Origin of the sequence: Paenarthrobacter sp. PPS72 (assembly GCF_048537125.1) — a bacterium.
GTDB lineage: Bacteria > Actinomycetota > Actinomycetes > Actinomycetales > Micrococcaceae > Arthrobacter > Arthrobacter nitroguajacolicus_E.
In genome coordinates this window covers 80,179-100,944 of the sequence record NZ_JBLYIE010000003.1, presented here as the reverse complement: position 1 = coordinate 100,944, position 20,766 = coordinate 80,179, and the positions used below count along the sequence as shown (strand labels likewise).

At 62.7% G+C, this 20,766-nt stretch carries 21 protein-coding genes and 2 pseudogenes; 8 read left to right on the top strand and 15 right to left on the bottom strand.

Annotated features, from left to right (window positions below; genetic code table 11):
* Positions 1-131 precede the first annotated feature (131 nt).
* Both ACLRGI_RS01275 and ACLRGI_RS01270 read left to right on the top strand, forming a co-directional pair.
* A pseudogene (locus ACLRGI_RS01275) lies at positions 132-912 on the top strand (amino acid-binding protein); the annotation flags it as partial.
* A 112-nt stretch (positions 913-1,024) separates the two neighbouring features.
* On the top strand, positions 1,025-1,660 hold the full coding sequence (locus tag ACLRGI_RS01270) for a DUF502 domain-containing protein (protein ID WP_419199917.1): 636 nt from the start codon (positions 1,025-1,027) through the stop codon (positions 1,658-1,660).
* Positions 1,661-1,770: 110 nt separating this feature from the next.
* Here ACLRGI_RS01270 and ACLRGI_RS01265 read toward each other — a convergent pair whose 3' ends face one another.
* The 4 genes and pseudogenes from ACLRGI_RS01265 to ACLRGI_RS01250 all read right to left on the bottom strand — a co-directional run bounded on the left by ACLRGI_RS01265 (position 1,771) and on the right by ACLRGI_RS01250 (position 5,667).
* Positions 1,771-2,118, bottom strand: coding sequence for a hypothetical protein (locus ACLRGI_RS01265; protein WP_419199916.1), 348 nt, complete (start codon positions 2,116-2,118; stop codon positions 1,771-1,773).
* A 485-nt stretch (positions 2,119-2,603) separates the two neighbouring features.
* Positions 2,604-3,977 (bottom strand): NAD(P)(+) transhydrogenase (Re/Si-specific) subunit beta, encoded by a 1,374-nt coding sequence (locus ACLRGI_RS01260; RefSeq protein ID WP_419199915.1) that lies wholly within the window; start codon positions 3,975-3,977, stop codon positions 2,604-2,606.
* A 176-nt stretch (positions 3,978-4,153) separates the two neighbouring features.
* Positions 4,154-4,447: pseudogene (locus tag ACLRGI_RS01255) on the bottom strand (NAD(P) transhydrogenase subunit alpha part 2); the annotation flags it as partial.
* Positions 4,447-5,667, bottom strand: coding sequence for a Re/Si-specific NAD(P)(+) transhydrogenase subunit alpha (locus ACLRGI_RS01250; protein ID WP_419199935.1), 1,221 nt, complete (start codon positions 5,665-5,667; stop codon positions 4,447-4,449). The gene ACLRGI_RS01250 and the pseudogene ACLRGI_RS01255, both read right to left, overlap by 1 nt.
* Before the next feature lie 185 nt (positions 5,668-5,852).
* Between ACLRGI_RS01250 and ACLRGI_RS01245 the strand changes: the two genes are divergently transcribed.
* Positions 5,853-6,464, top strand: a complete 612-nt coding sequence (locus ACLRGI_RS01245; RefSeq protein WP_419199914.1) for an NADPH-dependent FMN reductase — start codon at positions 5,853-5,855, stop codon at positions 6,462-6,464.
* A 143-nt stretch (positions 6,465-6,607) separates the two neighbouring features.
* The gene (locus ACLRGI_RS01240) at positions 6,608-6,982 is read left to right on the top strand and encodes a superantigen-like protein SSL4 (RefSeq protein ID WP_419199913.1); all 375 of its coding nucleotides are present in this window, start codon (positions 6,608-6,610) and stop codon (positions 6,980-6,982) included.
* A gap of 35 nt (positions 6,983-7,017) precedes the next feature.
* Here the strand turns inward: ACLRGI_RS01240 and ACLRGI_RS01235 are convergent, their stop codons facing one another.
* Together ACLRGI_RS01235 and ACLRGI_RS01230 are read right to left on the bottom strand one after the other, a co-directional pair.
* Positions 7,018-7,719 (bottom strand): HAD family hydrolase, encoded by a 702-nt coding sequence (locus ACLRGI_RS01235; RefSeq protein WP_419199912.1) that lies wholly within the window; start codon positions 7,717-7,719, stop codon positions 7,018-7,020.
* Complete coding sequence (locus ACLRGI_RS01230; RefSeq protein ID WP_419199911.1) at positions 7,709-8,023, bottom strand: hypothetical protein; 315 nt, start codon at positions 8,021-8,023, stop codon at positions 7,709-7,711. The genes ACLRGI_RS01235 and ACLRGI_RS01230 overlap by 11 nt, the downstream gene beginning before the upstream one ends.
* An 81-nt stretch (positions 8,024-8,104) precedes the next feature.
* On the opposite strand from ACLRGI_RS01230, the gene ACLRGI_RS01225 reads away from it, so the two are divergent.
* Entirely contained in the window at positions 8,105-8,746 is a 642-nt protein-coding gene (locus tag ACLRGI_RS01225; RefSeq protein WP_419199910.1) for an NADPH-dependent F420 reductase, read from the top strand.
* Positions 8,747-8,954: 208 nt separating this feature from the next.
* Positions 8,955-9,737, top strand: coding sequence for a VOC family protein (locus ACLRGI_RS01220; RefSeq protein WP_419199909.1), 783 nt, complete (start codon positions 8,955-8,957; stop codon positions 9,735-9,737).
* A gap of 41 nt (positions 9,738-9,778) precedes the next feature.
* On the opposite strand, the gene ACLRGI_RS01215 is transcribed toward ACLRGI_RS01220, so the two are convergent.
* Positions 9,779-10,663 (bottom strand): PaaX family transcriptional regulator, encoded by an 885-nt coding sequence (locus ACLRGI_RS01215; RefSeq protein ID WP_419199908.1) that lies wholly within the window; start codon positions 10,661-10,663, stop codon positions 9,779-9,781.
* 96 nt (positions 10,664-10,759) lie between these two features.
* A complete protein-coding gene (locus ACLRGI_RS01210; protein WP_419199907.1) occupies positions 10,760-11,140 on the bottom strand; it encodes a hypothetical protein in 381 nt (126 codons plus the stop codon).
* A gap of 210 nt (positions 11,141-11,350) precedes the next feature.
* Here ACLRGI_RS01210 and ACLRGI_RS01205 point away from each other — a divergent pair, with 210 nt between their 5' ends.
* Positions 11,351-11,884 carry an ABC transporter permease family protein gene (locus ACLRGI_RS01205; RefSeq protein ID WP_419199906.1) on the top strand — a complete coding sequence of 178 codons (534 nt, stop codon included), beginning with the start codon at positions 11,351-11,353 and terminating at the stop codon, positions 11,882-11,884.
* A 120-nt stretch (positions 11,885-12,004) separates the two neighbouring features.
* On the opposite strand, the gene ACLRGI_RS01200 is transcribed toward ACLRGI_RS01205, so the two are convergent.
* Genes ACLRGI_RS01200 through ACLRGI_RS01170 form a run of 7 tightly spaced genes read right to left on the bottom strand, consistent with a single transcriptional unit; the run spans position 12,005 to position 20,195 of the window.
* The gene (locus ACLRGI_RS01200; RefSeq protein WP_419199905.1) at positions 12,005-12,412 is read right to left on the bottom strand and encodes an acyl-CoA thioesterase; all 408 of its coding nucleotides are present in this window, start codon (positions 12,410-12,412) and stop codon (positions 12,005-12,007) included.
* Between the two features lie 5 nt (positions 12,413-12,417).
* On the bottom strand, positions 12,418-13,788 hold the full coding sequence (locus ACLRGI_RS01195) for an MFS transporter (protein ID WP_419199904.1): 1,371 nt from the start codon (positions 13,786-13,788) through the stop codon (positions 12,418-12,420).
* 2 nt (positions 13,789-13,790) lie between these two features.
* The gene (locus tag ACLRGI_RS01190; protein ID WP_419199903.1) at positions 13,791-16,181 is read right to left on the bottom strand and encodes a bifunctional salicylyl-CoA 5-hydroxylase/oxidoreductase; all 2,391 of its coding nucleotides are present in this window, start codon (positions 16,179-16,181) and stop codon (positions 13,791-13,793) included.
* Between the two features lie 14 nt (positions 16,182-16,195).
* Positions 16,196-17,893 carry an AMP-binding protein gene (locus tag ACLRGI_RS01185; protein ID WP_419199902.1) on the bottom strand — a complete coding sequence of 566 codons (1,698 nt, stop codon included), beginning with the start codon at positions 17,891-17,893 and terminating at the stop codon, positions 16,196-16,198.
* A gap of 57 nt (positions 17,894-17,950) precedes the next feature.
* A complete protein-coding gene (locus tag ACLRGI_RS01180; protein ID WP_419199901.1) occupies positions 17,951-18,823 on the bottom strand; it encodes an acyl-CoA thioesterase in 873 nt (290 codons plus the stop codon).
* Between the two features lie 3 nt (positions 18,824-18,826).
* Complete coding sequence (locus ACLRGI_RS01175; protein ID WP_419199900.1) at positions 18,827-19,309, bottom strand: cupin domain-containing protein; 483 nt, start codon at positions 19,307-19,309, stop codon at positions 18,827-18,829.
* Positions 19,310-19,334: 25 nt separating this feature from the next.
* A complete protein-coding gene (locus ACLRGI_RS01170) occupies positions 19,335-20,195 on the bottom strand; it encodes a fumarylacetoacetate hydrolase family protein (protein ID WP_419199899.1) in 861 nt (286 codons plus the stop codon).
* Between the two features lie 136 nt (positions 20,196-20,331).
* Here ACLRGI_RS01170 and ACLRGI_RS01165 point away from each other — a divergent pair, with 136 nt between their 5' ends.
* Positions 20,332-20,730 (top strand): RidA family protein, encoded by a 399-nt coding sequence (locus ACLRGI_RS01165; protein WP_419199898.1) that lies wholly within the window; start codon positions 20,332-20,334, stop codon positions 20,728-20,730.
* The last annotated feature ends 36 nt before the right edge of the window (positions 20,731-20,766 follow it).

Sequence of the window (20,766 nt, the reverse complement as noted above, 5' to 3'; positions counted from 1 at the left end):
CGAACCCGGCCTCCTCACTACGAGGGTGCCGGGTTCGCACGTTCACCTGGCTGTCCCCGGAGCGTGACGTGAAGGCAACCGGCTCGAAACAGGGGCAGGGCAGCATGAAAATATGAAGCCCAACCCGAGCACTCCCGTTGCTGGATCATGCCGCAGTGGTCGGAACCCAACTCCCCTACTTGGCCAAGGTCCTGCTGCTGGCAGTCACCGCCACGGTATTGATCATCTGGGTGGCTGAACCTCCGCAGTCAAGGTTCTCCGGCGTTGGTTGCACGCACCGGCCCTCCGTCAGCGGCACAAATTGCACCTCGCTCCTGCCGTGCGGCGTGCGCGAACTGCGCTGCTGGACCAATCAGGGTCGTTGCAGCAGATCACCCAGTCCCTCGCCCAGTTGGACGCCAACATTCTTAGCCTCCATGTCCCCCGATGACCGGAACAGGCTCTGCTGCCACGGGCTTCGGTGAGGGGGTGATGGATGAGTTCGTTCTCGCGACGCCGGGCGAGGTCACCGATCAGTAACTGTTGAAAGCACTGCACGACGGCGGTGGGCGTGAGTCCCAGGTGTGGCCCACCACGGCTTTGGCCATGGCCGACGGTCAAACCAAGGCCCTGAGTCTCGCCACCCGCATCGCGGGGAACCCAAGCGAACTTCCGATGGCCGTCGCCGAGCTCCTGTCCGCAAAAGTAGTTGCGATAGATCCCGAACGCGCCTCGCCCGGGGCGACTTCCGCCGTCGGGCCTTCCACTGACGTCTTTAAGATTCCGACGGCGTGGCACGGCCCGCTGGTCTTCTCCCGACCCGGCGAACCTTTTTCTCCCGCCGAGTCGGCACGTGCGCACCGGTTGGCCGAGCTTGCCGAAATCCTGGCGCACAGTCCGGCCGACTCCCGCCGCTCCGTGGGCACGGCTTAGCGGCAGCGACACATTCGGGCCGTTACTAGTCCAACGACGGCAGGGGTGCGAGGGCCGTGCGAGGATTTCTCCATCACTCTCGCATTGCACCATCTCTCTCATTAGGGGACCCATGTCTGACAACACACAATCCAACGCGCCCGAATTCAGTGAACCGGATTCGAGTCCGGCTCCGGAACCGCGATTCGGAATCCGTCTCCCTTCCGGGCAGGGACCTGAGGTCCCGTCCTGGCACCCTGAAGCCGCACCTTCCCAGCCGGGCACTCATTCCGCGCAGGTCAATGACACGTTCACCAGTTCTGTTCCTCGCGAGGACATCGGACGCGGCGCCCTGTTCGCCTTGGCAGCGCTGCCCATCGGTGTCATTCTTTGGATGATCATCTGGAATCTCGGATGGATGACGTCCTTGGTCACCTATGCAGCCGCTTTCATGGCCGCAAAGTTCTACGTCACCGGCGCCGGGGCACTGAGCCGCAAGGGAGTTTGGGTGGTGGCTATCGTCACCGCTGCGACGGCGCTGGCATCCTTCCTCGGCGGAGTTTGGCTCGACGCCGTGAAGTTCCTTGGCCGCGAACCCTTGGCCATGGTGATGAATTCCGAGCCGTGGGCCCTCATGGCCGACAATTTTGCTTACAACCCGGACTTCGTCTCCGGCTACGTGGGGGACTTCCTGCTGGCGCTCCTGTTTGGCGCCCTTGGTTGCTTCTTCACTCTCCGGCAGCTCTTCGCCGCAACCAAGGAAGCCTAGGAAGGGCTGACGTCAGCACGCGGTACCTCGAGAAGATGGTGCCGTTGCCAAAGGTGCGCTCTTGAAGGATTTGGCTCGGCTGATGTTTCCCGGCTGCTTGGCCACGGGGTTCAGTCCTCGTCAATCTTTTCGAGGAGCTTTCCCAAGGCATCGCGAATATCGTCGTAATCGTACTGGCCGGCCCTGCTCTCGGCGGAAATCACGCCGCAGCGGTGGATCTTCTTGAAGTCACCAAACGGAAATTTGTAATGCCCCTTTTGCTCGGCCGGGTGTTCGTCGTCCACGCCGAGGAACCACTTGGAGTATTCGGCGTGCCCATGCTTGTCCAGGAACGCGCTCTCAACCTTGGCAGTAGGGGCGTGCTCACTCCAGTCATCACGGATGTCCTTGACCACCTTGCCATCACGGATCAGGTGCTTCGCGTGGTCAAAAGCCTTCTTGTTGAGTTTCACGGTCATGGCGCAACCTCGCTTGGATGTGGCTGGCTATCGGTAGTTGGTGTAGCCCAGCTTAGGACCGCCGCGGAGTGTCCGGAAGCCCCGGCGGTCCGGCAGGGACACACCCAAATGGTCAGTTCATGAGCCTGATCCAGAGACCCGCGCCGCGTTCCTTCATCACCATCCGCCGTTCCACCGGCCCCTTCTGGCTGAGCCACAGCACCGTGCCGTCAGCAGTCACCGCTTCCACCATGCCCTGGTCCACGATGTCGTTGCCGCGACAGACCTGGACCGTTTGACCAACCAGATACCTCCAGTTAGTTACCCGTCTGCCTTTTGCTTGACCAAAGCGGGTCCCAAACAGCGAATCCCTTTTACCGTTCTGCAAATCGATGACCCCTCGCCCGCTGTACAAGCTCTCCCCAAAAGCTTTCTGTACAAGACGTGTGCCGACTCCGGTCAATCCATGACGCAGATGAGTGGGCGAATTGAGAGATCTACGTCTCCTAAAGCGCCTTCACAGCCCCCAGCACCTTGGTCAATGAGTCCTTGGCATCGCCAAACAGCAGGGTGGTGTGCGGTTCGTAGAGAAGTTCATTCTCAATCCCCGCAAACCCGGGACGCATTGAGCGTTTGAGGAACACTACTTGCCGGGCATCGGCCACTTCCAAAATGGGCATTCCGTAGATCGGTGAACCCGAGGTGGTCTTTGCTGCGGGGTTCACAACATCGTTGGCGCCCACCACCAAGGCAACATCGGTGGTTTTGAACTCGGAGTTGATCTCGCCCATTTCCTTCAGCGACTCGTACGGGACATTGGCCTCGGCAAGCAACACATTCATATGTCCCGGCATGCGCCCGGCCACAGGATGGATGGCGAAATCCACTTCAATCCCCCGTGATTCCAAGGCCAATGCCAGCTCTGCCGCGGTGTGCTGGCCTTGTGCGACTGCAAGGCCGTATCCCGGAACGATGATCACGCGCTGGGCATAGCCAAGCAGCACTGCTACGTCCTCCGCGCTGGAGGAACGCACAGGCCTCTCACTCACTGCGGTGGAACCCGCTGTGGAACCACCCTTGAAGGCCCCGAACATGATGCCTGCAACGCTTCGTCCCATTGCTGCGGCCATGGCACGGGTGAGGATGGTGCCGGAAGCTCCCACCAGCGTGCCGGCCACCACAAGGAGGACGTTGCCCAGCACCAGTCCGGACGCCGCCACAGCCAAGCCCGTGAAGGCATTCAGGAGCGAAATGACGATCGGTACATCAGCACCACCCACAGGAAGCACCAACAACACTCCGGTAACCAACCCCAACAGCAACAGGACGAGCGCCAAAGCCAACGAACCGTTCAGGATCACCACGGTGCCGGCTCCGACGGCGGCCAGCAGCACCACTGCCATCAGTGCAGGCAGGCCAGGGAATGTCACCGGCCGGGTGGTCATGAGGCCTTGAAGTTTGCCGAAGGTGACACCGGAGCCTGCGAAAGACACCGCCCCCACCAGCAGCGTAAAGACGATGGCCAAGCGAACCCACGGATCCTGCGCATGGGAGAGTTCCAGCAAAGCCACAAGCGCCGCAGCACCACCTCCCACACCATTGAAGAGGGCCACGAGCTGCGGCATCTGGGTCATTTGCACGCGTCGGGCTACCGGCGCAGCCACACCTGAACCCACTGCTATGGCCCCAAGGATCCAAGGTATGTTGTCCAACTTGACGGAGACAAATACGGTCACCACCGCCAGCAGGGCGCCAAAGGCACCGATCAGGTTGCCGCGACGGGCAGTCCGAGGTGAATTCAGGCCCTTCAACGCAAGGATGAAGCAGGCCGCCGCGGCAAGGTACAGGAGAGCCGTCCAGGTCGGGTTGAGCAGCGTCATGGCCGTCGCCCCTCATCAACCGGCTCCACGGGGTTGATCGGCTTCACGGCGTTGACCGGCTTCACGGCGTTGACCGGCTTCACGGCGTTGACCGGCTCCCCGGCACCAGAGCCTGCCGGACTCCCAGAACCTCCAGTACCGCCAGAACCTGCAATACCGCCGGAACCTCCAGAACCAGCCCTCGACGGCGGACGTTGCCTTCCGCGGAACATCTCCAGCATGCGGTCGGTCACCACGAACCCGCCGACGAGGTTGGCTGTGGCAAGGACTACAGCCAGCAGGGCGACCGCCAATACCCATGGATCAGCAGCCTGTCCGGCCACGATGATGGCGCCCACCAGGATGATGCCGTGGATTGCGTTGGCCCCGGACATGAGAGGAGTGTGCAGGGTGCTGGAGACCTTCGAAACAACCTCAAAGCCAACGAACACAGCCAGGACAGTGATCGTCAGCAGGCTCATGCCGTCCATCAGCGCACTCCTTCGTTGCCGGAACTGCCGCTTGAGGAACTCCCGGAATGCCCGCTACCCAAGGGATCGGTCTCCCCGGCGAGCGCCGCCAGCGCTTCCGCCGTTGGTGCGTGCCGGACTTGGCCTCCGTGGGTGAGGCACGTGCCGGCAACAACTTCATCCTCAAAGTCCGGGGCAACCACGCCGTCCCGCGTCATCAGGGCCAAGAGGTTGGAGACGTTCTTGGCATACAAGCGTGAGGCATCAGCGGGCATCGCCGAGGCAGGATCCTTGACTCCCACCAGCGTCACCATGCCCTGGCCGTCTCCGGTGGGGATGGGAATGTCCTGGCCGGGGATGCTGCCCTCCACGTTGCCCCCGGATTCGGCAGCCAAGTCCACCACCACGGATCCCGGGCGCATACCTTGGACCATTTCGCGGGTCACCAGGAGCGGCGCCCGCCTTCCGGGTACAGCGGCGGTGGTGATCAGGACGTCGGCTTGGGCCACGTGTGGCGTCAGGAGTGCGCGCTGCAGGGCACCGCGGTCCGCGCTGAGTTCCCTGGCATAACCGCCGGAAGCCTCAGCGGTTTCAAGGTCCAGCTTGATGAACGTGCCTCCCATGGACGCCACTTCGTCGGCCGAGGCTGGGCGGATATCGTTGGCGGATACCCGGGCTCCGAGTCTTTTGGCGGTCCCGATCGCCTGCAGGCCAGCCACCCCTGCCCCCAAGACCAGGACGCGGGCTGGTGGAATGGTTCCTGCTGCCGTCATGTACAGCGGAAAGAACCGAGGGAGCCGCATGGCCGCCTCGAGGACACAGCGATAGCCGGCCACCAAGGCCTGCGAGGTCAGGGCGTCCATGGACTGCGCGCGCGATATGCGTGGAACCAGTTCGAGGGCAAAGGAGGTGATTTCCCCAACGGCGAGCGCCCGCACGGTGGGCAACTCCGAGGACGGCGACCCTAAGCCAACGGTGACCGAGCCTCGGCGGAGAGCTCCCGCCGTCGACGGTTCCATGGGGCGCACGTGACAGTAGACATCCAGCGATCCAAGCACCAATGACTGCACTACAGTTGCGCCCGCCGTGCGGTAGTCGTGGTCGCTGTGTCCGGCTGCCAGTCCCGCGCCGGACTCCACCTCAACCTCAAGGCCCAACCCCACAAGTTGCTTCACCGTTTCCGGCGTTGCGGCAACACGTCGCTCACCGTCGAGCGTCTCGCGCGCTATCCCTGCCTTCACCCGCCACCCCTTTTCCGGAACCATCCAGAACTCAGTTGGCATGAGTCTATGACTGCGAGGGGCCGGGCGGGAGTAGGGGCTGCGCTATGTGCATAAGTCCATTAGGGTCGGTTGAAGCTGGTGGCAATCAGCCACCACACCGTCACGAGCCGGTTCCGGCCGTGCCGTCGGAAAGGAACGCCACTATGGACACTTTCAAAATCGGTTACTTCGTCGGAAGCCTGGCGAGCAATTCCATCAACCGGGTCCTTTCCAAGGCCCTCATCAGCGTGGCACCGCCGGAACTCGAGTTCCATGAAATCGCCATCAAGAACCTCCCCCTGTATAGCTCGGACTACGACGCTGACTTCCCCCCTGCGGGCCGTGAACTGAAGGATGCCATTGCCGCGTCGGACGGCATCCTGTTCGTCTCCCCCGAGTACAACCGCTCCATTCCGGGCGCGTTGAAGAATGCGATTGACTGGGGTTCGCGCCCATGGGGCAGCAATTCCTTTGCCCGGAAGCCCACGGGGATCATCGGCGCTTCGCCGGGCGGTATTGGGACCGCGGTGATGCAGTCATCCATGCGCAGCGTTTTGAGCTTCCTGGACGCGCCGCAGCTGAACGCGCCTGAGGCATATATCCGCTTCGTCGCGGACGCGTACGACGACGACGGTTCAGTTAAGGACGAAGGCACCGCCGGGCTGTTGCGGCACTATATGGAGGAGTACAGCGCGTTCGTTCAGCGTGTGCTCGCTGCCAATGCCCCGGGTCACATCGGCGATCAGGAACCGGATTCCGCCAAGCTCACGCGCTAAGGCGGCCGCGGGTGCCGTGGGCTGCCACCCACGGCGTGCCACCCACGGCGTGTTGCTGGCGACACCAGCCAATGCATCGACACTCACTGTTTAGTCAGTATGCTTACTATATGAGGAATCATGCTAGTAACCCAGGAGGAACGATGCTTCGCAGATTAGCCATGACCGCCCTTGCCCTGACCCTCTTCGCCGGGTCCATGCTCTCCACCAGCGTTGCAGCCAACGCGATAGTCCACGCTCAGGGCAGCGTCGCCGCAACCACCACGCCGTCACCCGAGCCCAGCAACCCCTCCGGGCCGTCCACGGCAACCCCAACAGCAGAGCCCACCACGGACGTCTCGAATCCCGCCGGCACCGGCCCCGCCAATCCGGGAACCAGCGAGACCGAACAGCAGGAGCAGACGCGCGTCGACGTCGTTCCCTGGATTCTGGCGGGAGTCGCGGCGGTCATCATCATCGCGTTGATCATTTGGACCTTGCGGAACCGGCGCGGCCAGGACAAGGGAATCCGTCACTAGCCAGATTGGTCAAGCCGGCGGGGCCCGGACGCACGCTAAGCGTCCCGCGACCCCGTCATCAACTTGCCGATCACGCTGGTCTCCAGGTGCTCCAACAGGTGCCGCGGATTGTCATAGACTTCCGCGGCGCCGGCGTCGCGCAGTTCTGCTTCGCTGATGCCACCGCACGTCAGGGCGATGACGGGAATGCCGATAGCGGAACCGGCCTTGACGTCCCATACCGCATCGCCAACGAACACCACATCCTGCGGGCTGAGCCCGAGCTTGTCCAGGCACGCCTCAAGGATGTCCGGGGCAGGCTTGCTCTCCTTGGCATCGTTGGAGCTGGTCCACGCATCAATGGAAGATCCAGCGTCCAGAAGGTGTCTGTTGACTTCCAAGTCCCGCTCCTGCGCCGAGGACGCCAAGCCCACGGCCAAGCCTGCGTCAGAGCAGGCGGCCAGAAGGTCCCGAACCGAATCGAAAGTCCGCAGCGTCGGCCAGAATGTCGCGAACACTGCACTGTGAGCGGACTTCAGATCTTCCTGCATATCCTTGGTGCAGTCAGGGACCAGGCTCTGGATGAGCCGATCGCCACCCATGCCTACCCGACGATGAATGGCAGACATCTCCATGTCCAAGCCCTCCCGCCGGAACGCCTGCCACCAGGCCATCGCATGGAAGTAGCTGGAATCGATCAGCGTCCCATCCACATCGAAGAGAACACCGCGCTTCTTTTGCGCCTCGTCAGCTGCCACAGTTGACCACCTCGGCCTGGGCCTGAGGTCCCTGCGCCGCCAGCGCAGAGTCAATCACGGGCTCCTCCAACATCAGGACCGCATATCGCTCTGCCGTTGCTGTACGAAGGAGTCCGGTCCCTGCCACCTCCCTGATGGCGGCAACTCCATCAACAGCCTCATCCACAGTGGAAAACTGCTTTGAGAGGCCCATCAATACGTCCTCGCCGTCCACCATCAAAATCCGAAATTCCCCATCAGGCGTTTCAACCAGTTCCAAATGCCCGGCCATCCGTACCTCCTCGTCTTCGATGCCAACCAGCATAGTAAGACTACTTAGTATAACCTCCCGGAAATATTGCGTAACGCGGGAAATAGGCGCCTGCAACTTATTGTTGGCAAACACATGACAACAATCGGAATCATCGGTGCAGGACACATTGGCAGCCAAGTCGCCCGCAAAGCGGTTGAACTGGGCTATGACGTCGTCATCAGCAACTCCCGCGGGCCCGAAACCCTCGGCGAGCTGGTGGCGGAACTGGGGCCACGCGCCCGGGCCGCGACAGCAGCCGAAGCAGCAGCGGCGGGCGATTTCGCCGTCGTGACCGTTCCCCTCAAGAACTATCAGGACATCCCGACAGAGCCGCTCGAGGGCAAGATCGTGATCGACACCAACAACTACTACTGGGAGCGCGACGGCCGCATTCCCGAGCTGGATAACGGAGAAGCCACCACCTCGGGCCTGCTTCAAAAGCACCTTCCCACTTCCAAGGTGGCCAAGGGCTTCAACCATATTTTGGCCCAGGACATCACCACCGACGGCACTCCCGCAGGTACTCCCAACCGTCGCGCACTGGCCACCTCAAGCGATTTCCCGGAAGCCGCAGAGCTGGTCACCAGGCTCTATGACGAATTTGGCTTCGACACCGTCAACATCGGCCCACTGGAGGACAGCTGGCGTGTCGAGCGCGACCGTCCGGCCTACGTTATCCGGCAGAATGCGGAGGAACTCCGCGAGAACCTCGCCAAGGCAACCCGCACGGTCTAACCCGGAACGCACGACGGCGGGGAAGCGGCTTCCGCTTTCCCGCCGCCCTGTTGGGGCTACCGGTTTTGGACCGCCGGAAAATTGGCCGAAATCGTGTCACGAATCGGGACCAAGGTGCACTTTATGGGTGGTTGCCTCTCCGAACGCTCGGCGCATCGGGCGCTCGGGGAGGCAGCTGTGCCCCAAGAGCCTAATCCCGAGGAGTCCCATGTCCACCAAAATCTCGAACTGGCCGGCAGCAACTCCTATGTGGGTGGATTTGGGCGTGGACAACCTCGTTGCGGCGAAGTCCTTCTATGCGGATCTCTTCGGTTGGAACTTCGTATCCGGTGGCCAGGACGCCGGCGAGTACTTGCTGGCCCACGTTGGCGGGCGGGCCGTCGCAGGGGTGGGGCCTAAACAGGATCCGGGCATGCCCACGGTATGGACCACGTTCCTGGCATCGGACGACGTCAATGTAACTGCCAAGAAGGTCACCGCGGCAGGTGGGCATCTGATGGCACCCCCCTTCGACATGATGGAGTCGGGCCGGATGGCGATTGCCGTTGACACCGTGGGCGCGGTCTTCGGTATATGGCAAGCCGGCACGCACATCGGAGCCGAACGCGTCAATGAACACGGCGCCCTCTGCTGGAACGAGCTCCACACCCGTGACTTCGCAGCGGCCAGATCCTTCTACTCCGAGGTCTTTGATGTCAGCTACCAGGACGTCACGGAGGAAGGCCTGGTCTACTCAACCATCCGCAGGCCGTTGGATGGCCGGGAAGTCGGCGGCGTCCAGCATGATACTGACATTCCCCAGGGCATCCCGGACCATTGGCTGACCTGGTTTGCCAGCGACTACGTCCAAGGCACTGCGGACCGCGCCGTCGAGCTCGGTTCCACGCTCTTGATGCCCGTGACAGAGACCCCCTTGGGACGCATGGCCATCATTCAAGCGCCGCAGGGTGAAGTGTTCGGCATCATCGACGCACCCCGCATCAACGCGTAACCGGACCACCGAGGCCCAAGCAGGTTTCAGGACGGCAGGCTTCAGGCAGCTGCCGGATTCAACGCCTCAGCGATGACCTCATGCGCGTGCGCGGCCGCGAGTGGGGCCGCCAAGCGATGAACCGCCTGGAAGGTCTTGCGCACCGCGGGTCCGTGCCACTCGGGCGGGAGGTAGTCGGCGGGGAGGTTGGGGTCCCGATACGGGAACTTACGCCACATGGTGAGCATGGGAATGTAGTAGCGGAAGGCGTCTCGCCGCAGCTCTTCAGTGGACGCAGCCAGGGCGGCTTCGGGATCATCGCCCACCCGCTCGGTCCATTGCTGCTCCGCGCCCTTGTACACCTCAAGGAACTCGGTGAACTGCTGATCCAATTCCTTGAGGTCCCACCATTCAGAAATCTTGGGTCGCATGGGCCCGTCAAAGACGTAGTCGCTCCTGAACAGGTCCACGAACTCGATCAGACCGCTCGCAGTGAGACGCTCCCGGGCTTGCTCGAGCTTGTGCGCAGGAGCGATCCACACACCGTTGGCCACGGAGCCGAAGCCAAGTCCCAGTAAGGCGGAGCGCAGCTGGTGCCTGCGGTTGCGCATGGATTCGGGCACGGAGAACACAGCCAGCACCCAGGTATCCACCGGCGCAGGCTGCTCCGGCGCAAAGATCCGCCGGTCGCCCTCACGGAACACATCACTGACCGACTCGGAAATCTTGTACTTGGCTATTCCGCCTTCGCGGACACTCTTCAGCACGCCCTTCGCCTTGAGCCGTGAGACTGACGACCTCACGCCCGGAGCGTCGTAACCGAGTGACCCCAGCATGGAGATCAGTGCAGAGACCGGCAAGGCGTCGCCCGCATTCCGGCCGTAGAGACCGAAAATCGTGACGAGCAGCTGCTGGTGGCGCACCGGGGGTGCCGGGACGGCGAACATCTAAGAATCCTCATTTCCGCGCCGCAGTTCCGGCGCCAGTCCAGTTCATCATAGGTGCGGGATAAACCCGCCCCCCTAAGGATCTGGCCGGCGGATTCAGCCCAGCGAAAGAAGCAGGAAGAGGACGGCCAGAAGCAACGCCACCGGAGTCATGACAAATCGCTCGGGCTTGCTGCGGGAGATCGCATTCATGGCAACGCCCAAGGTGAAGTAGGCGGTAAGTACCCACATGAAAACCTCGGTGAACCCTTCGCTGATCAGCACCGGCACCAGTCCAGCCTTGGCCAAAGCCGTATACCCGAAGACACCGTAGAGCACGATGGAGACCACGCTGCCCACCCTGAGCTTCTGCGGAAGGACGCGGTAATTCCCACCCCAGGCGAATCGCCCGATGGGGGCACCAGCCACCAATGCCACTTGGAAAACGGCCAGACCACCAAGAATTATGCACGCAAGAATTGCGTAGAGCTGCTCCACGGGCTAAGCGTAACCGCCAGGCCCCTGCCCTACTGTCGAACCCGAGATGAACGTGAAACAAAACCTGGACGGAACCTACAGGCAACTCAAGAACGAAAGAGTCCCCACGACTGGCCGCATCTTAGTAAGCATGCTTACTATAGAAGCACGCTGTTTCGGGGCTGACACGCTTCGAAAGGTCCTTTCCGTATCAACGATAGGAAGCACATCATGGCAGGAAATCTCGTAGCCCGTTCCATTCACGACCTCACAGCCGCGGCATGGTTCGGTGGCTCGCTGATGGGGGCCATCGGACTCAACGGTGCCGCAGCAGAGGCCAAAGACCCCACCGAGCGAACCCGCCTCTCCAGCAAAGGCTGGGGTAAATGGGCTCCGGTTCAGACAGCAGCTTTCGCCGGGCACTTGGCCGCAGATCTGGCAATCGCTTGGGAAAACAAAGGCCGGATCGCCAAACAGGACAGCGTCGCCGCCAACACCATCTACAAGACGGTGGTGACCCTGGCCGGAGCCGCTGTCACCTTGTATGCAGGTGTTGTGGGCAAGAAAGTGGATGAGCTCTCCGAGGAAGGCGCCGAGGGTGCCACCGAACCGCGCGCCGGCGCTTCGGATGAATTGAAGGCCGCCCAAACACAGCTGAAAGCACTCCAGTGGGCCATTCCGGCCTTTGCCGCCTGGGTGATCATCCTTGGCGCCAAGCACGGCGAGATGCAGCGGCCCAAGAACATCCTCAAGGGCCTGCGCTAACCCGACATTCCCACGCGCGGACCCCACACCCGCGCGCGCCCCCACCCACGCGCCGAGATGGCAGTTGACACCAATCCCGAGCTTCAACATTGGTGTCAACTGCCATCTCGCGGGGGGTATTCAGGCCTCTTGCACAGCTTTGACGGCCCTGATCAGATGCTCCGGCCACGGCTGGGCCGAAGTCGTGCCATGAGGGACGTGCACCGTGGTGACCGTTCCATACGCGGCGACCTCACCGGCGTCGGACGTTACATCGAAAGCCAAGGTCAGCGAGGTCCGGCCGAGCGCCTGGATCTTCACCGTGGCGGTGATGCGCTGGCCGAACCACAGCTTGGCCTTGTAGTTGATCACTTGCTGAACCCGCGGAGCGCTCGGGAAATAGTCCGGCAACTCCAGCGAACGGAAGAGCTCAGCTTCCGCAGCCTCAACCCACCGCAGTATGGCCGAGTTGTGCTGGTGTCCGGAGGCGTCGGTGTCCACCCACTCCACCGTTCGCTCGACGCTCGCCTCCGGAAACCCGTTCACCATCAGTCCTAGCGGGTGCTGACGGTGGCGTCGTCAGGATCAACGTCGACGGCGGCAACCGGCACCTCGGGCTGTGGCTTGGGAATCATTGCCACAGCACCGGCGGCCAGTACTGCAATGCCGGCGAAGATCGCGAAGTTGGCTTCGAAGGGCAGCTTGGAACCTGCGATCCAGCCACCGATCAACGGCCCGGAGATAGCACCCAAGCGGGCGAAGCTCAATGCCCAGCCCGTCGCTGTACCGCGGACCTTGGCCGGGTAGTAGTCGGCGATGTAACCGGTCAGGACCAGCGACGTGGAGATGGAACCCACACCCGCGAAGGCCACGAACAGCAGGTTGACCACCATGGTGTTGGGGAAGACCAGCAGCATGATCCCCAAGCCGCCCAGGATGTAGAAGACCACCAGGATGAGCTTCTTGCCGTACTTATCCGCGGCTCGGCCCAGGAGCAGGCCACCGATCGCGGAAGCCAGGCTGAAGACCAACAGGAACGTCAGGGACGAGCCGAGGTCGTAGCCGGCCTTCTTCATGATGCTCGGCAGCCACGTGTTCAGGCCGTAGACCAGCACCAAACCGCAGAACAGCGAGATCCAGAAGAACACCGTGGAGCGCAGGTACTTCGGGGAGAACATGGTGGTGATGGTCTTCCACCACGGATCGGCCTGACCGCCATGGGCAAGAGGAGCTGCCGGAGCTGCGGGAACAACAGGCTTGTAGTTGGCGATGTTCAACTTGGCGGCCAAAGCCTTGGCCTCGGTCTTCCGGCCCTTTGATTCCAGGAATTCCAGGGACTCAGGCAGGAACTTCCAGATGATCGGAATCAGGACCACCGGTGCAGCGCCAATCGCGACGACCGCGCGCCAACCGCCCATGGGCAGGACGAACAGGGCGGCGAGAGCGGCTGCGACGATGCCCAGTGAGTAGCCGGAGTACATCAGGCCGTAGTTATACGAGCGCTTGTTCGGTGCCGAGTATTCAATGGTCAAGGCCGCTGCCACCGGAATGACACCGCCCATGCCCAAGCCACCGATCAGCCGGAACAGGCCGAACAGCTCCGGCGTGGGAGCCCACGCGGCGCCGGCCTGGGTAAGCGTGAAGATCGCCATTGAGGCAAGGAGCATCTTCTTGCGGCCCACGAGGTCGCTGAGCGTACCGATGAACAGGGCGCCAATAAGCATGCCGATCAGGGCATATGAGCCGAGTCCGCCGAGGGCAAGCGGGCTGAGGTTCCATTCCTTGAATTCCGCGAGGGCGGGAAGGATGGCTCCGAGGACGCCGACGTCGTAACCTTCGGCGAGGATGGCGAGCCAGCAGCAGAACAGCACCAGGCCGGTGGTCTTCTTGGGCACGTTCCAGTCGTTGACGGGTGCGGTGGCCATGGCTACTTCACCAAGACCGATGCCGTGGTGGACTCGGGAGTCCAGCGCAGGTGGGTGTTGGACTCCTGGATGTCCGCTTCCTTGAGCAGCGACAAACGGGGACGGACAGCGTCAGTGCGGGAGCTCGGTGGTTTCCTGCGTCCGGCACGGAATTGCGGAATCCAGTCAGCGCCGGGCCCCTGGTACTCCTGCTCAGCAGCAGCGTGCAGTGTCCACTGGGGATCGTAGAGGTGCGTACGGCCCAGGGCGATCAGGTCTGCGCGGCCTGCGAGGAGGATGGAGTTCACGTCGTCGTAGGTGGAGATGGCGCCGACGGCGATGACAGCCACGCCTGCCGGAGCGGCAACTTCCTGACGGATGCGGTCGGCGAACGGCGTCTGGTAGCTGCGCCCGAACGCGGGCTTTTCTTCCTTGGCCACCTGGCCGGTGGAAACATCCAGTCCCGCCGCGCCATGCTCAACAAAAGCCTTGGCGATGGCCACGGAATCGTCGGAGGTGTTACCACCCTCGATCCAGTCAGTGGCCGAGATGCGCACCGTCACCGGCTTGCTGGCCGGCCAGGCCGCACGAACGGCGTCGAACACTTCAAGCGGGAACCGCAGGCGGTTCTCCAAGCTGCCGCCATATTCGTCCGTCCGTTTGTTTGACACCGGCGAGAGGAAGGAGGAGAGCAGGTAGCCATGGGCTGCGTGGATTTCCAGGAGGTCGAAACCAGCCTCGCCAGCGCGGACCGTGGAAGCGACGAACTCAGCCTTGATGGCCTCCATCCCGGCCCGGTCCAGCTCCACGGGGGTCTGGTTCTCCGGGCTGTACGGCAGTGCCGAGGGGCCGACGGCGGTCCAGTTGCCCGAGTCGAGCGGCTGGTCGATGCCCTCCCACATGAGCTTCGTGGAGCCCTTACGCCCCGAATGTCCCAGCTGGGCGCCGATCTTGGCGGTGGAACGGCCGTGAACGAAGTCCACGATTTCCTTCCAACTGTCACGCTGCTCGTCCGTGTACAGGCCGCTGCAGCCCGGGGTGATGCGGCCGGCCTCGGAGACGCAAACCATTTCGGTCATGACCAAGCCGGCACCGCCGAGGGCCTTGGAACCCAGGTGGACCTTGTGGAAGTCGCCCGGAATGCCGTCCGTGGCGGAGTACATGTCCATCGGGGACACCACAATGCGGTTCTTGAGTTCCAGCTCGCCGATACGGAAAGGCTGGAACATGGCTGGTGCCACCTCGGTAAGGCCCTGGGACTGGGCGAAACCGCGGTCCACGGCATCGGCGAACTCGGGATCGCGCAGGCGCAGGTTCTCCTGGGTGATGCGGCGGCTGCGGGTGAGCAGGTTGAATGCGAACTGGGTGGGGTCCTGGTCCTTGTACTGACCGATCCGTTCGAACCACTCAAGGGACGCCTGGGCCGCGCGTTGGGTGGAGGCAACCACGGGCCGGCGCTCTGCCTCGTAGGCGGCCAGTGCAGACTCAACGTCCGGGTGCTCATGCAGGCAAGCGGCCAGAGCGAGTGAGTCTTCCATAGCCAGCTTGGTGCCCGAACCGATGGAGAAATGGGCCGTGTGGGCGGCGTCGCCCAGCAGCACCACGTTGTTATGGCGCCAGCTCTCATTGCGGACCGTGGTGAAGTTGATCCACTTGGAGTTGTTGGTGAGGACCTCGTAGCCGTTCAGTTCCTCGGCGAAGATCTCGCGGATCTTGGCGATCGCCTTTTCATCCGAGACGCCGGGAGGAAAGACGTCGTTAGCCGTCTCATCGAAACCTGCCGCGTGCCACACATCCTGGTGCATTTCCACAATGAACGTGGAGCCCTCATCCGAGTACGGGTAACCGTGGATCTGCATGACGCCCCACTCGGTTTCCTTCACAAAGAATTTGAAGGCCTCGAACACCTGGTCCGTACCGAGCCACATGAACTTGTTGGTCCGCATATCCAGGTTCGGCTTGAACGAGTCAGCGTACTTCGCGCGGATCTGCGAGTTGATGCCGTCCGCGGCGAGAACAAGATCGTAATTGGCTTCGAGTTCCTCAACAGCCGGGGCCAAGGTACTGAAGCGCACGTCGACGTTCAGTTCGATGCAGCGGCGCTGGAGCAGCTCCAACAGTTCCTTGCGGCTCATGGCCGCGAAGCCCTGGCCACCAACTGTCATCATTTCGCCGCGGAAGTGGATGTCGATGTCGGACCAGCGGGCGAAGCGACGGCTCATGTATTCAGCCACCACGGGATCCGCGTTGCCGATGCCGCCGAGCGTCTCGTCTGAAAACACGACGCCGAAGCCAAAGGTGTCGCTGGCAGCGTTGCGTTCCCAGAGGGTGATGTCGTGCGTCGGGTCCAGCTGCTTCATCAGTGCTGCGAAGTACAGGCCGCCGGGGCCGCCTCCAACGATTGCGATTTTCATGGTGTTGCTCCTTCTCAGGCCTGGCTCTGGCCGGCGGGGGTAAGTTGTTCGGACTGGCTCGCGTTCGCCTTCACAAGGCCGTCGCGGAGCTTGAAGTGCTGGAGTTTGCCGCTGGGGTTGCGCGGCAGTTCGCTGACGAAGCGGACGTCCCGGGGGTACTTGTACGGGGCGATGGTTTGCTTCACGAAGTCCTGGATTTCCTTGCGCTTGGCGGCGTCGCCGGCGACGCCGTCGCGCAGGACGATGAACGCGCAGACGATGCTGCCCCGCTCTTCATCCGGAACCCCGATGACCGCGTTTTCCACAACATCCGGGTGCTGGTCGATAGCCGTTTCTACCTCTGGCGCACCGATGTTGTAACCGGAGGAGACGATCATGTTGTCCGAGCGCGCCTGGTAGGTGAAGTACCCGTCCGCGTCCATGGCGAATGTGTCGCCCGTGACGTTCCAGCCGCGGACTACGTAGTTCGCTTGGCGGGCATCGTCCAGGTAGCGGCATCCGGTGGGGCCGATCACTGCCAGGCGGCCGATGTTTCCCGGGCCGAGTTCGTTGCCGTCGTCATCCAGGATGGTGGCCCGGAAACCCGGAACAGCCCGTCCGGTAGTCCCGGGGCGGATGTCGTCGCCGGCAGCGGAAATGAACACGTGCAGCATTTCCGTGGCACCGATGCCGTTGACCAACCGCAAACCCGTAGCCTCGTGCACCGCTTCCCACGTTTCCTTGGAAAGGTGCTCTCCTGCCGAGACTGCGATGCGCAGGCCCCGGAGGAGATCTCCGCGCTTTTCCTTCAGGATGGCCCGGTAGGCAGTCGGCGCGGTGAAGAGGATGGTGGCCCCGGCAGAGGCTGCGTTCTCGGCGAGTTCCACGGGTCCTGCCTTCTCGGTCAGGAGCGAAGACGCGCCGAAACGGAGCGGGAAGACCACCAAACCACCCAGGCCAAAGGTGAAGGCCAGAGGCGGCGAACCGGCGAAGACGTCGTCTGCGGTGGGCTGCAGGATATAACGGGCGAAGGTGTCCGCATTGGCCAGGATGTCCCGGTGGAAGTGCATGGTCACCTTGGGCACACCGGTAGTGCCCGACGTCGGGCCCAACAGGGCAACGTCGTCAGCGGACGTGTCCACTGCGGTGAACTTGCCGCTCTTGTGCCCGCAGCGCGAGGTGAGGTCGCCGTCGTCGTCGAATCCGTTGCCGGCCCCGTACGTCAGGACCTTTACTGTGTTGCCGTCCACCTCGGCGTCGGCAGCGACCCTCAGTTCATCCACGAACCGGTGATCGGAAATGGCGACTACCGGCTTGGTGAGGCCGATCAGGGTGGAGACCTCAGTGGAGCGCAGCATGGGCATGGTGGTGACCACCACGGCGCCGGCTTTCAGCACACCGAGCCAGGCTGCGACGCTCCAGGGGTTGTTGGGCCCGCGCAGCAACACGCGGTTGCCCGGAACAACGCCGAGGTCTTCGGTGAGGACCTGGGCCACCTGGTTGGAACGCTGCTGGAGCTGACGGTAGGTCCAGACAGAGCCGTCGGGGGTCCACAAGGCGGGGCGGTCTGCGCCGTACTGTTCGACGGCGTCGTCGATCAGCACCGCGGCGGCATTGAGCCGTTCCGGGTAGTGGAGTTCGGGGAGGGCGAATTCAAGCGCAGGCCAGGTATCGGCGGGCGGCAGGTGGTCGCGGGTGAACGTGTCCACGTGGGCCGATGGCATCATGCTCATGGCCGTTCCTTTCAGTGGTGCGTCGTTGAAGCGAGGGAGTTGGGGGTTTGAAACTGTTCAGGCGCGGGCGCGGATCATGCCCTCTTGTGCCACCGTGGCGAGCAGCCTTCCTTGCCGGTCGAAGAAGCGCCCCATGGCGAGGCCCCTGTTGCTTTGACCGGAAATAGCGTCCTGGGAGTAGAGCACCCAGTCGTCGGCGCGACCGTCGCGGTGGAACCACATGGAGTGGTCCAAGCTGGCGGTGGCGAGTCCCGGGCTGGACCAATTGAGTCCGTTCACCCGGAGCAGCGGCTCCAAAATTGTGTAATCGCAGACGTAGGCCAGGGCAGTGCGGTGGAGGTCGGCGTCGTCGGGCAGGGCGACGAAGGCCTTTACCCAAATTGCTTGCTGCGGCACCGAACCGCCTTCAAGATCGATATATACCGGCCCGGGAATATGCCGCATATCGAAGCTGCGGCCAGTGGCCCAATAATCCGCCGAGGGCCCTTCGGTTCCTTCCAACGCTTCGGCAGCGGTGCGCAGCGATTCAGGCTCGACGGCGGCCGGGGCCTCGGGCTGGAAGTCCGGACCGTCCTCGGGAACCTGGAAGGATCCCATGGCCGCATAGACGGGTTTGCCGTTCTGGAAGCCGCGGACGGTGCGTGTGGAGTAGCCCCGGCCGTCCCGCAGGCGCTCCACCTCGTAGCGGACACTGGAACCGATATCCACGGGACGCATGAAGTAGCTGTGCATCGAGTGCAAAGTCCTGTCAGCATCAACGGACCGCATCATTGCGGCCGCGGCCTGTGCCACCATGTCTCCACCATAGGCTTTTGGCCACGGCACGTACTGGGTGGTTGCCTCATAGGCTTCGTCAAAAACCTCAGCGTCAACCGGCGTGAGTTCAACGGCCTTGAGGAAGGTCTCGGAGGTCAGGGTTCCAGTGATCATGGCTTAGGCCCGGCGGTAGTCGGCGAGGGTTTTGTCGGCTACGTCCTCGAGGTTGACCACGAGGTTCTCCGGCGTGCGCGCCGTGAGCCATACGAGTTCTTCCGTGACGGACATGTTGGCCTCGATGTGGGGCATGAACGGCGGCACGAACACCCAGTCGCCGGCCTTCATGTCCAGGAACTCGGAGTAGTTCTCGCCGAAGTAGATCCGGCCGTGGCCGCGGAGCACGTAGCCGCCGGTCTCAGCCTCGCCGTGGTGGTGCGGGAGCGAACGGTAACCGGGGGTGTTCGATACCTGGCCGAACCAGATCTTGGTTGCCGGAGTGTGCTGGATGCTGACGCCGGACACGCGGATGCAATCGCCGGACTGGGCCGTGTTGCTGTCTTCGGCGCCGGCGCGGGTGACCACAGGGACAACTTTGCCGTCAGCCTGCGCGTAGATGGAGTTGTCGCCTTCGAGGCGGTATTCACTGGTGGTCTGGCTCATGGGTCTCTCCTTTTGGTGTGGTGTTCTAGGCGTTTGCCGGGACGGGCGCGTGAATGCGGAACTGGTTCTCCAACCGGCCGATCCCGTCGATTTCGGTAGTGAGGACATCCCCGTCCTTGAGGTAGCGAGGCGGGGTCATTCCCATCCCCACTCCCCCGGGCGTGCCCGTGAGCACAAGGTCTCCCGGGCGCAGGACGGTGAACTGCGAAATGTAGGACAGGAGCCGCGCCGGGCCGAACACCAAAGTGCTGGTGTTCCCTTGCTGCACCAGCTCGCCGTTGACGTAGCCGCGGACGTCGAAATGCTCACCGGCTTCATCGGCCGTGACCATGACCGGCCCTACCGGGGTAGTGCCGTCCCAGGCTTTGCCTTGGAACCACTGCAGCGTCCGGTTCTGCCAGTCGCGCATGGAAACGTCGTTGGCAACCGTGTACCCGGCGATTCCCTCGCGGGCCTCGTCTTCGTCTGCACGGAACAATTCAGAACCGACGACGACGGCGAGCTCGGCTTCCCAGTCGACGCGGCCGCTGCCGTGGACTTCTACGGCGTCGTTCGCTCCCACCAGGGTGTCCGCGTACTTGGCGAAGAGGGTGGGGTACTCCGGAAGTTCGCGGCCCATTTCCTGGATGTGGTCACCGTAGTTCAGGCCGCAGCAGATGACTTTGCCTGCACGGGGAAGGAGCGGTGCCAGGTCAGCGTCCGCGGCTGCAATGACCTGGTCATTGGATGCTGCGGCCTCTACAGCCGCCTCGACCACGGCACGCCACTCCGGCTTGGCCAACAGCGCCCCGACGTCAGGAGCAGGCAACGCGAGGTAAGAGTCGGCACCCATGGCGAGTGCCGCCGTCGTACTTCCGGTGGCCGTGCGCAAAGTGGCGAGTTTCATTGCGGGTTCCCTTCGAGATTTTGTGATGTGTCGACTTTTTTACGATCGTCACATATGCTCAACGTAGCACGGCGGAAATGATCTGCACAGAGGCTTTCCAAAAGTTTTTGCAGTTGCCACAACGAGGAGGAACAGCATGAGCCACCAGACGATCAACCCGGAATCGCTGCCCAAGCCATCGGGTTTCGCGCACGGCATTCTCGCCGGAAACACTGTTTTCCTGGGCGGGCAGACGGCCTTGGACAAGAACATGAAAATCGTTCCCGGCGGCATCGTGGAACAGTTCACCCAGGCGTTCTCCAACGTCATTACCACCCTCCGCGAAGCCGGCGGACAGCCGCAAGACCTGGTCAACGTGACCATCTACCTCACGGACGTGGACGACTACATGGCCAACGGCCGCGAAATCGGACGGATCTGGCGCGAAATGGCGGGCTCGCAGTACCCCGCGATGGCCGGCATCGGCGTCACGCGGCTCTGGCAGAAAGAGGCCCTGATCGAAATCCAGGGCATCGCGGTGATTCCGGAACGCTAAACTCTGGCCTTTACCGGTGCCAGTGGTGAAGCATGT

Excerpts from the sequence above, each read along its gene's own strand:
- ACLRGI_RS01170 (WP_419199899.1), bottom strand. The coding sequence starts at position 20,195 with ATGAAACTCGCCACTTTGCGCACGGCCACCGGAAGTACGACGGCGGCA.
- ACLRGI_RS01230 (WP_419199911.1), bottom strand. The coding sequence starts at position 8,023 with ATGCTGGTTGGCATCGAAGACGAGGAGGTACGGATGGCCGGGCATTTG.
- ACLRGI_RS01265 (WP_419199916.1), bottom strand. The coding sequence starts at position 2,118 with ATGACCGTGAAACTCAACAAGAAGGCTTTTGACCACGCGAAGCACCTG.
- ACLRGI_RS01220 (WP_419199909.1), top strand. The coding sequence starts at position 8,955 with ATGTCCACCAAAATCTCGAACTGGCCGGCAGCAACTCCTATGTGGGTG.
- ACLRGI_RS01175 (WP_419199900.1), bottom strand. The coding sequence starts at position 19,309 with ATGAGCCAGACCACCAGTGAATACCGCCTCGAAGGCGACAACTCCATC.
- ACLRGI_RS01240 (WP_419199913.1), top strand. The coding sequence starts at position 6,608 with ATGCTTCGCAGATTAGCCATGACCGCCCTTGCCCTGACCCTCTTCGCC.
- ACLRGI_RS01225 (WP_419199910.1), top strand. The coding sequence starts at position 8,105 with ATGACAACAATCGGAATCATCGGTGCAGGACACATTGGCAGCCAAGTC.
- ACLRGI_RS01190 (WP_419199903.1), bottom strand. The coding sequence starts at position 16,181 with ATGAAAATCGCAATCGTTGGAGGCGGCCCCGGCGGCCTGTACTTCGCA.
- ACLRGI_RS01260 (WP_419199915.1), bottom strand. The coding sequence starts at position 3,977 with ATGACGCTGCTCAACCCGACCTGGACGGCTCTCCTGTACCTTGCCGCG.
- ACLRGI_RS01205 (WP_419199906.1), top strand. The coding sequence starts at position 11,351 with ATGGCAGGAAATCTCGTAGCCCGTTCCATTCACGACCTCACAGCCGCG.
- ACLRGI_RS01165 (WP_419199898.1), top strand. The coding sequence starts at position 20,332 with ATGAGCCACCAGACGATCAACCCGGAATCGCTGCCCAAGCCATCGGGT.
- ACLRGI_RS01270 (WP_419199917.1), top strand. The coding sequence starts at position 1,025 with ATGTCTGACAACACACAATCCAACGCGCCCGAATTCAGTGAACCGGAT.
- ACLRGI_RS01195 (WP_419199904.1), bottom strand. The coding sequence starts at position 13,788 with ATGGCCACCGCACCCGTCAACGACTGGAACGTGCCCAAGAAGACCACC.
- ACLRGI_RS01185 (WP_419199902.1), bottom strand. The coding sequence starts at position 17,893 with ATGAGCATGATGCCATCGGCCCACGTGGACACGTTCACCCGCGACCAC.
- ACLRGI_RS01180 (WP_419199901.1), bottom strand. The coding sequence starts at position 18,823 with ATGATCACTGGAACCCTGACCTCCGAGACCTTCCTCAAGGCCGTTGAA.
- ACLRGI_RS01200 (WP_419199905.1), bottom strand. The coding sequence starts at position 12,412 with ATGGTGAACGGGTTTCCGGAGGCGAGCGTCGAGCGAACGGTGGAGTGG.
- ACLRGI_RS01245 (WP_419199914.1), top strand. The coding sequence starts at position 5,853 with ATGGACACTTTCAAAATCGGTTACTTCGTCGGAAGCCTGGCGAGCAAT.
- ACLRGI_RS01215 (WP_419199908.1), bottom strand. The coding sequence starts at position 10,663 with ATGTTCGCCGTCCCGGCACCCCCGGTGCGCCACCAGCAGCTGCTCGTC.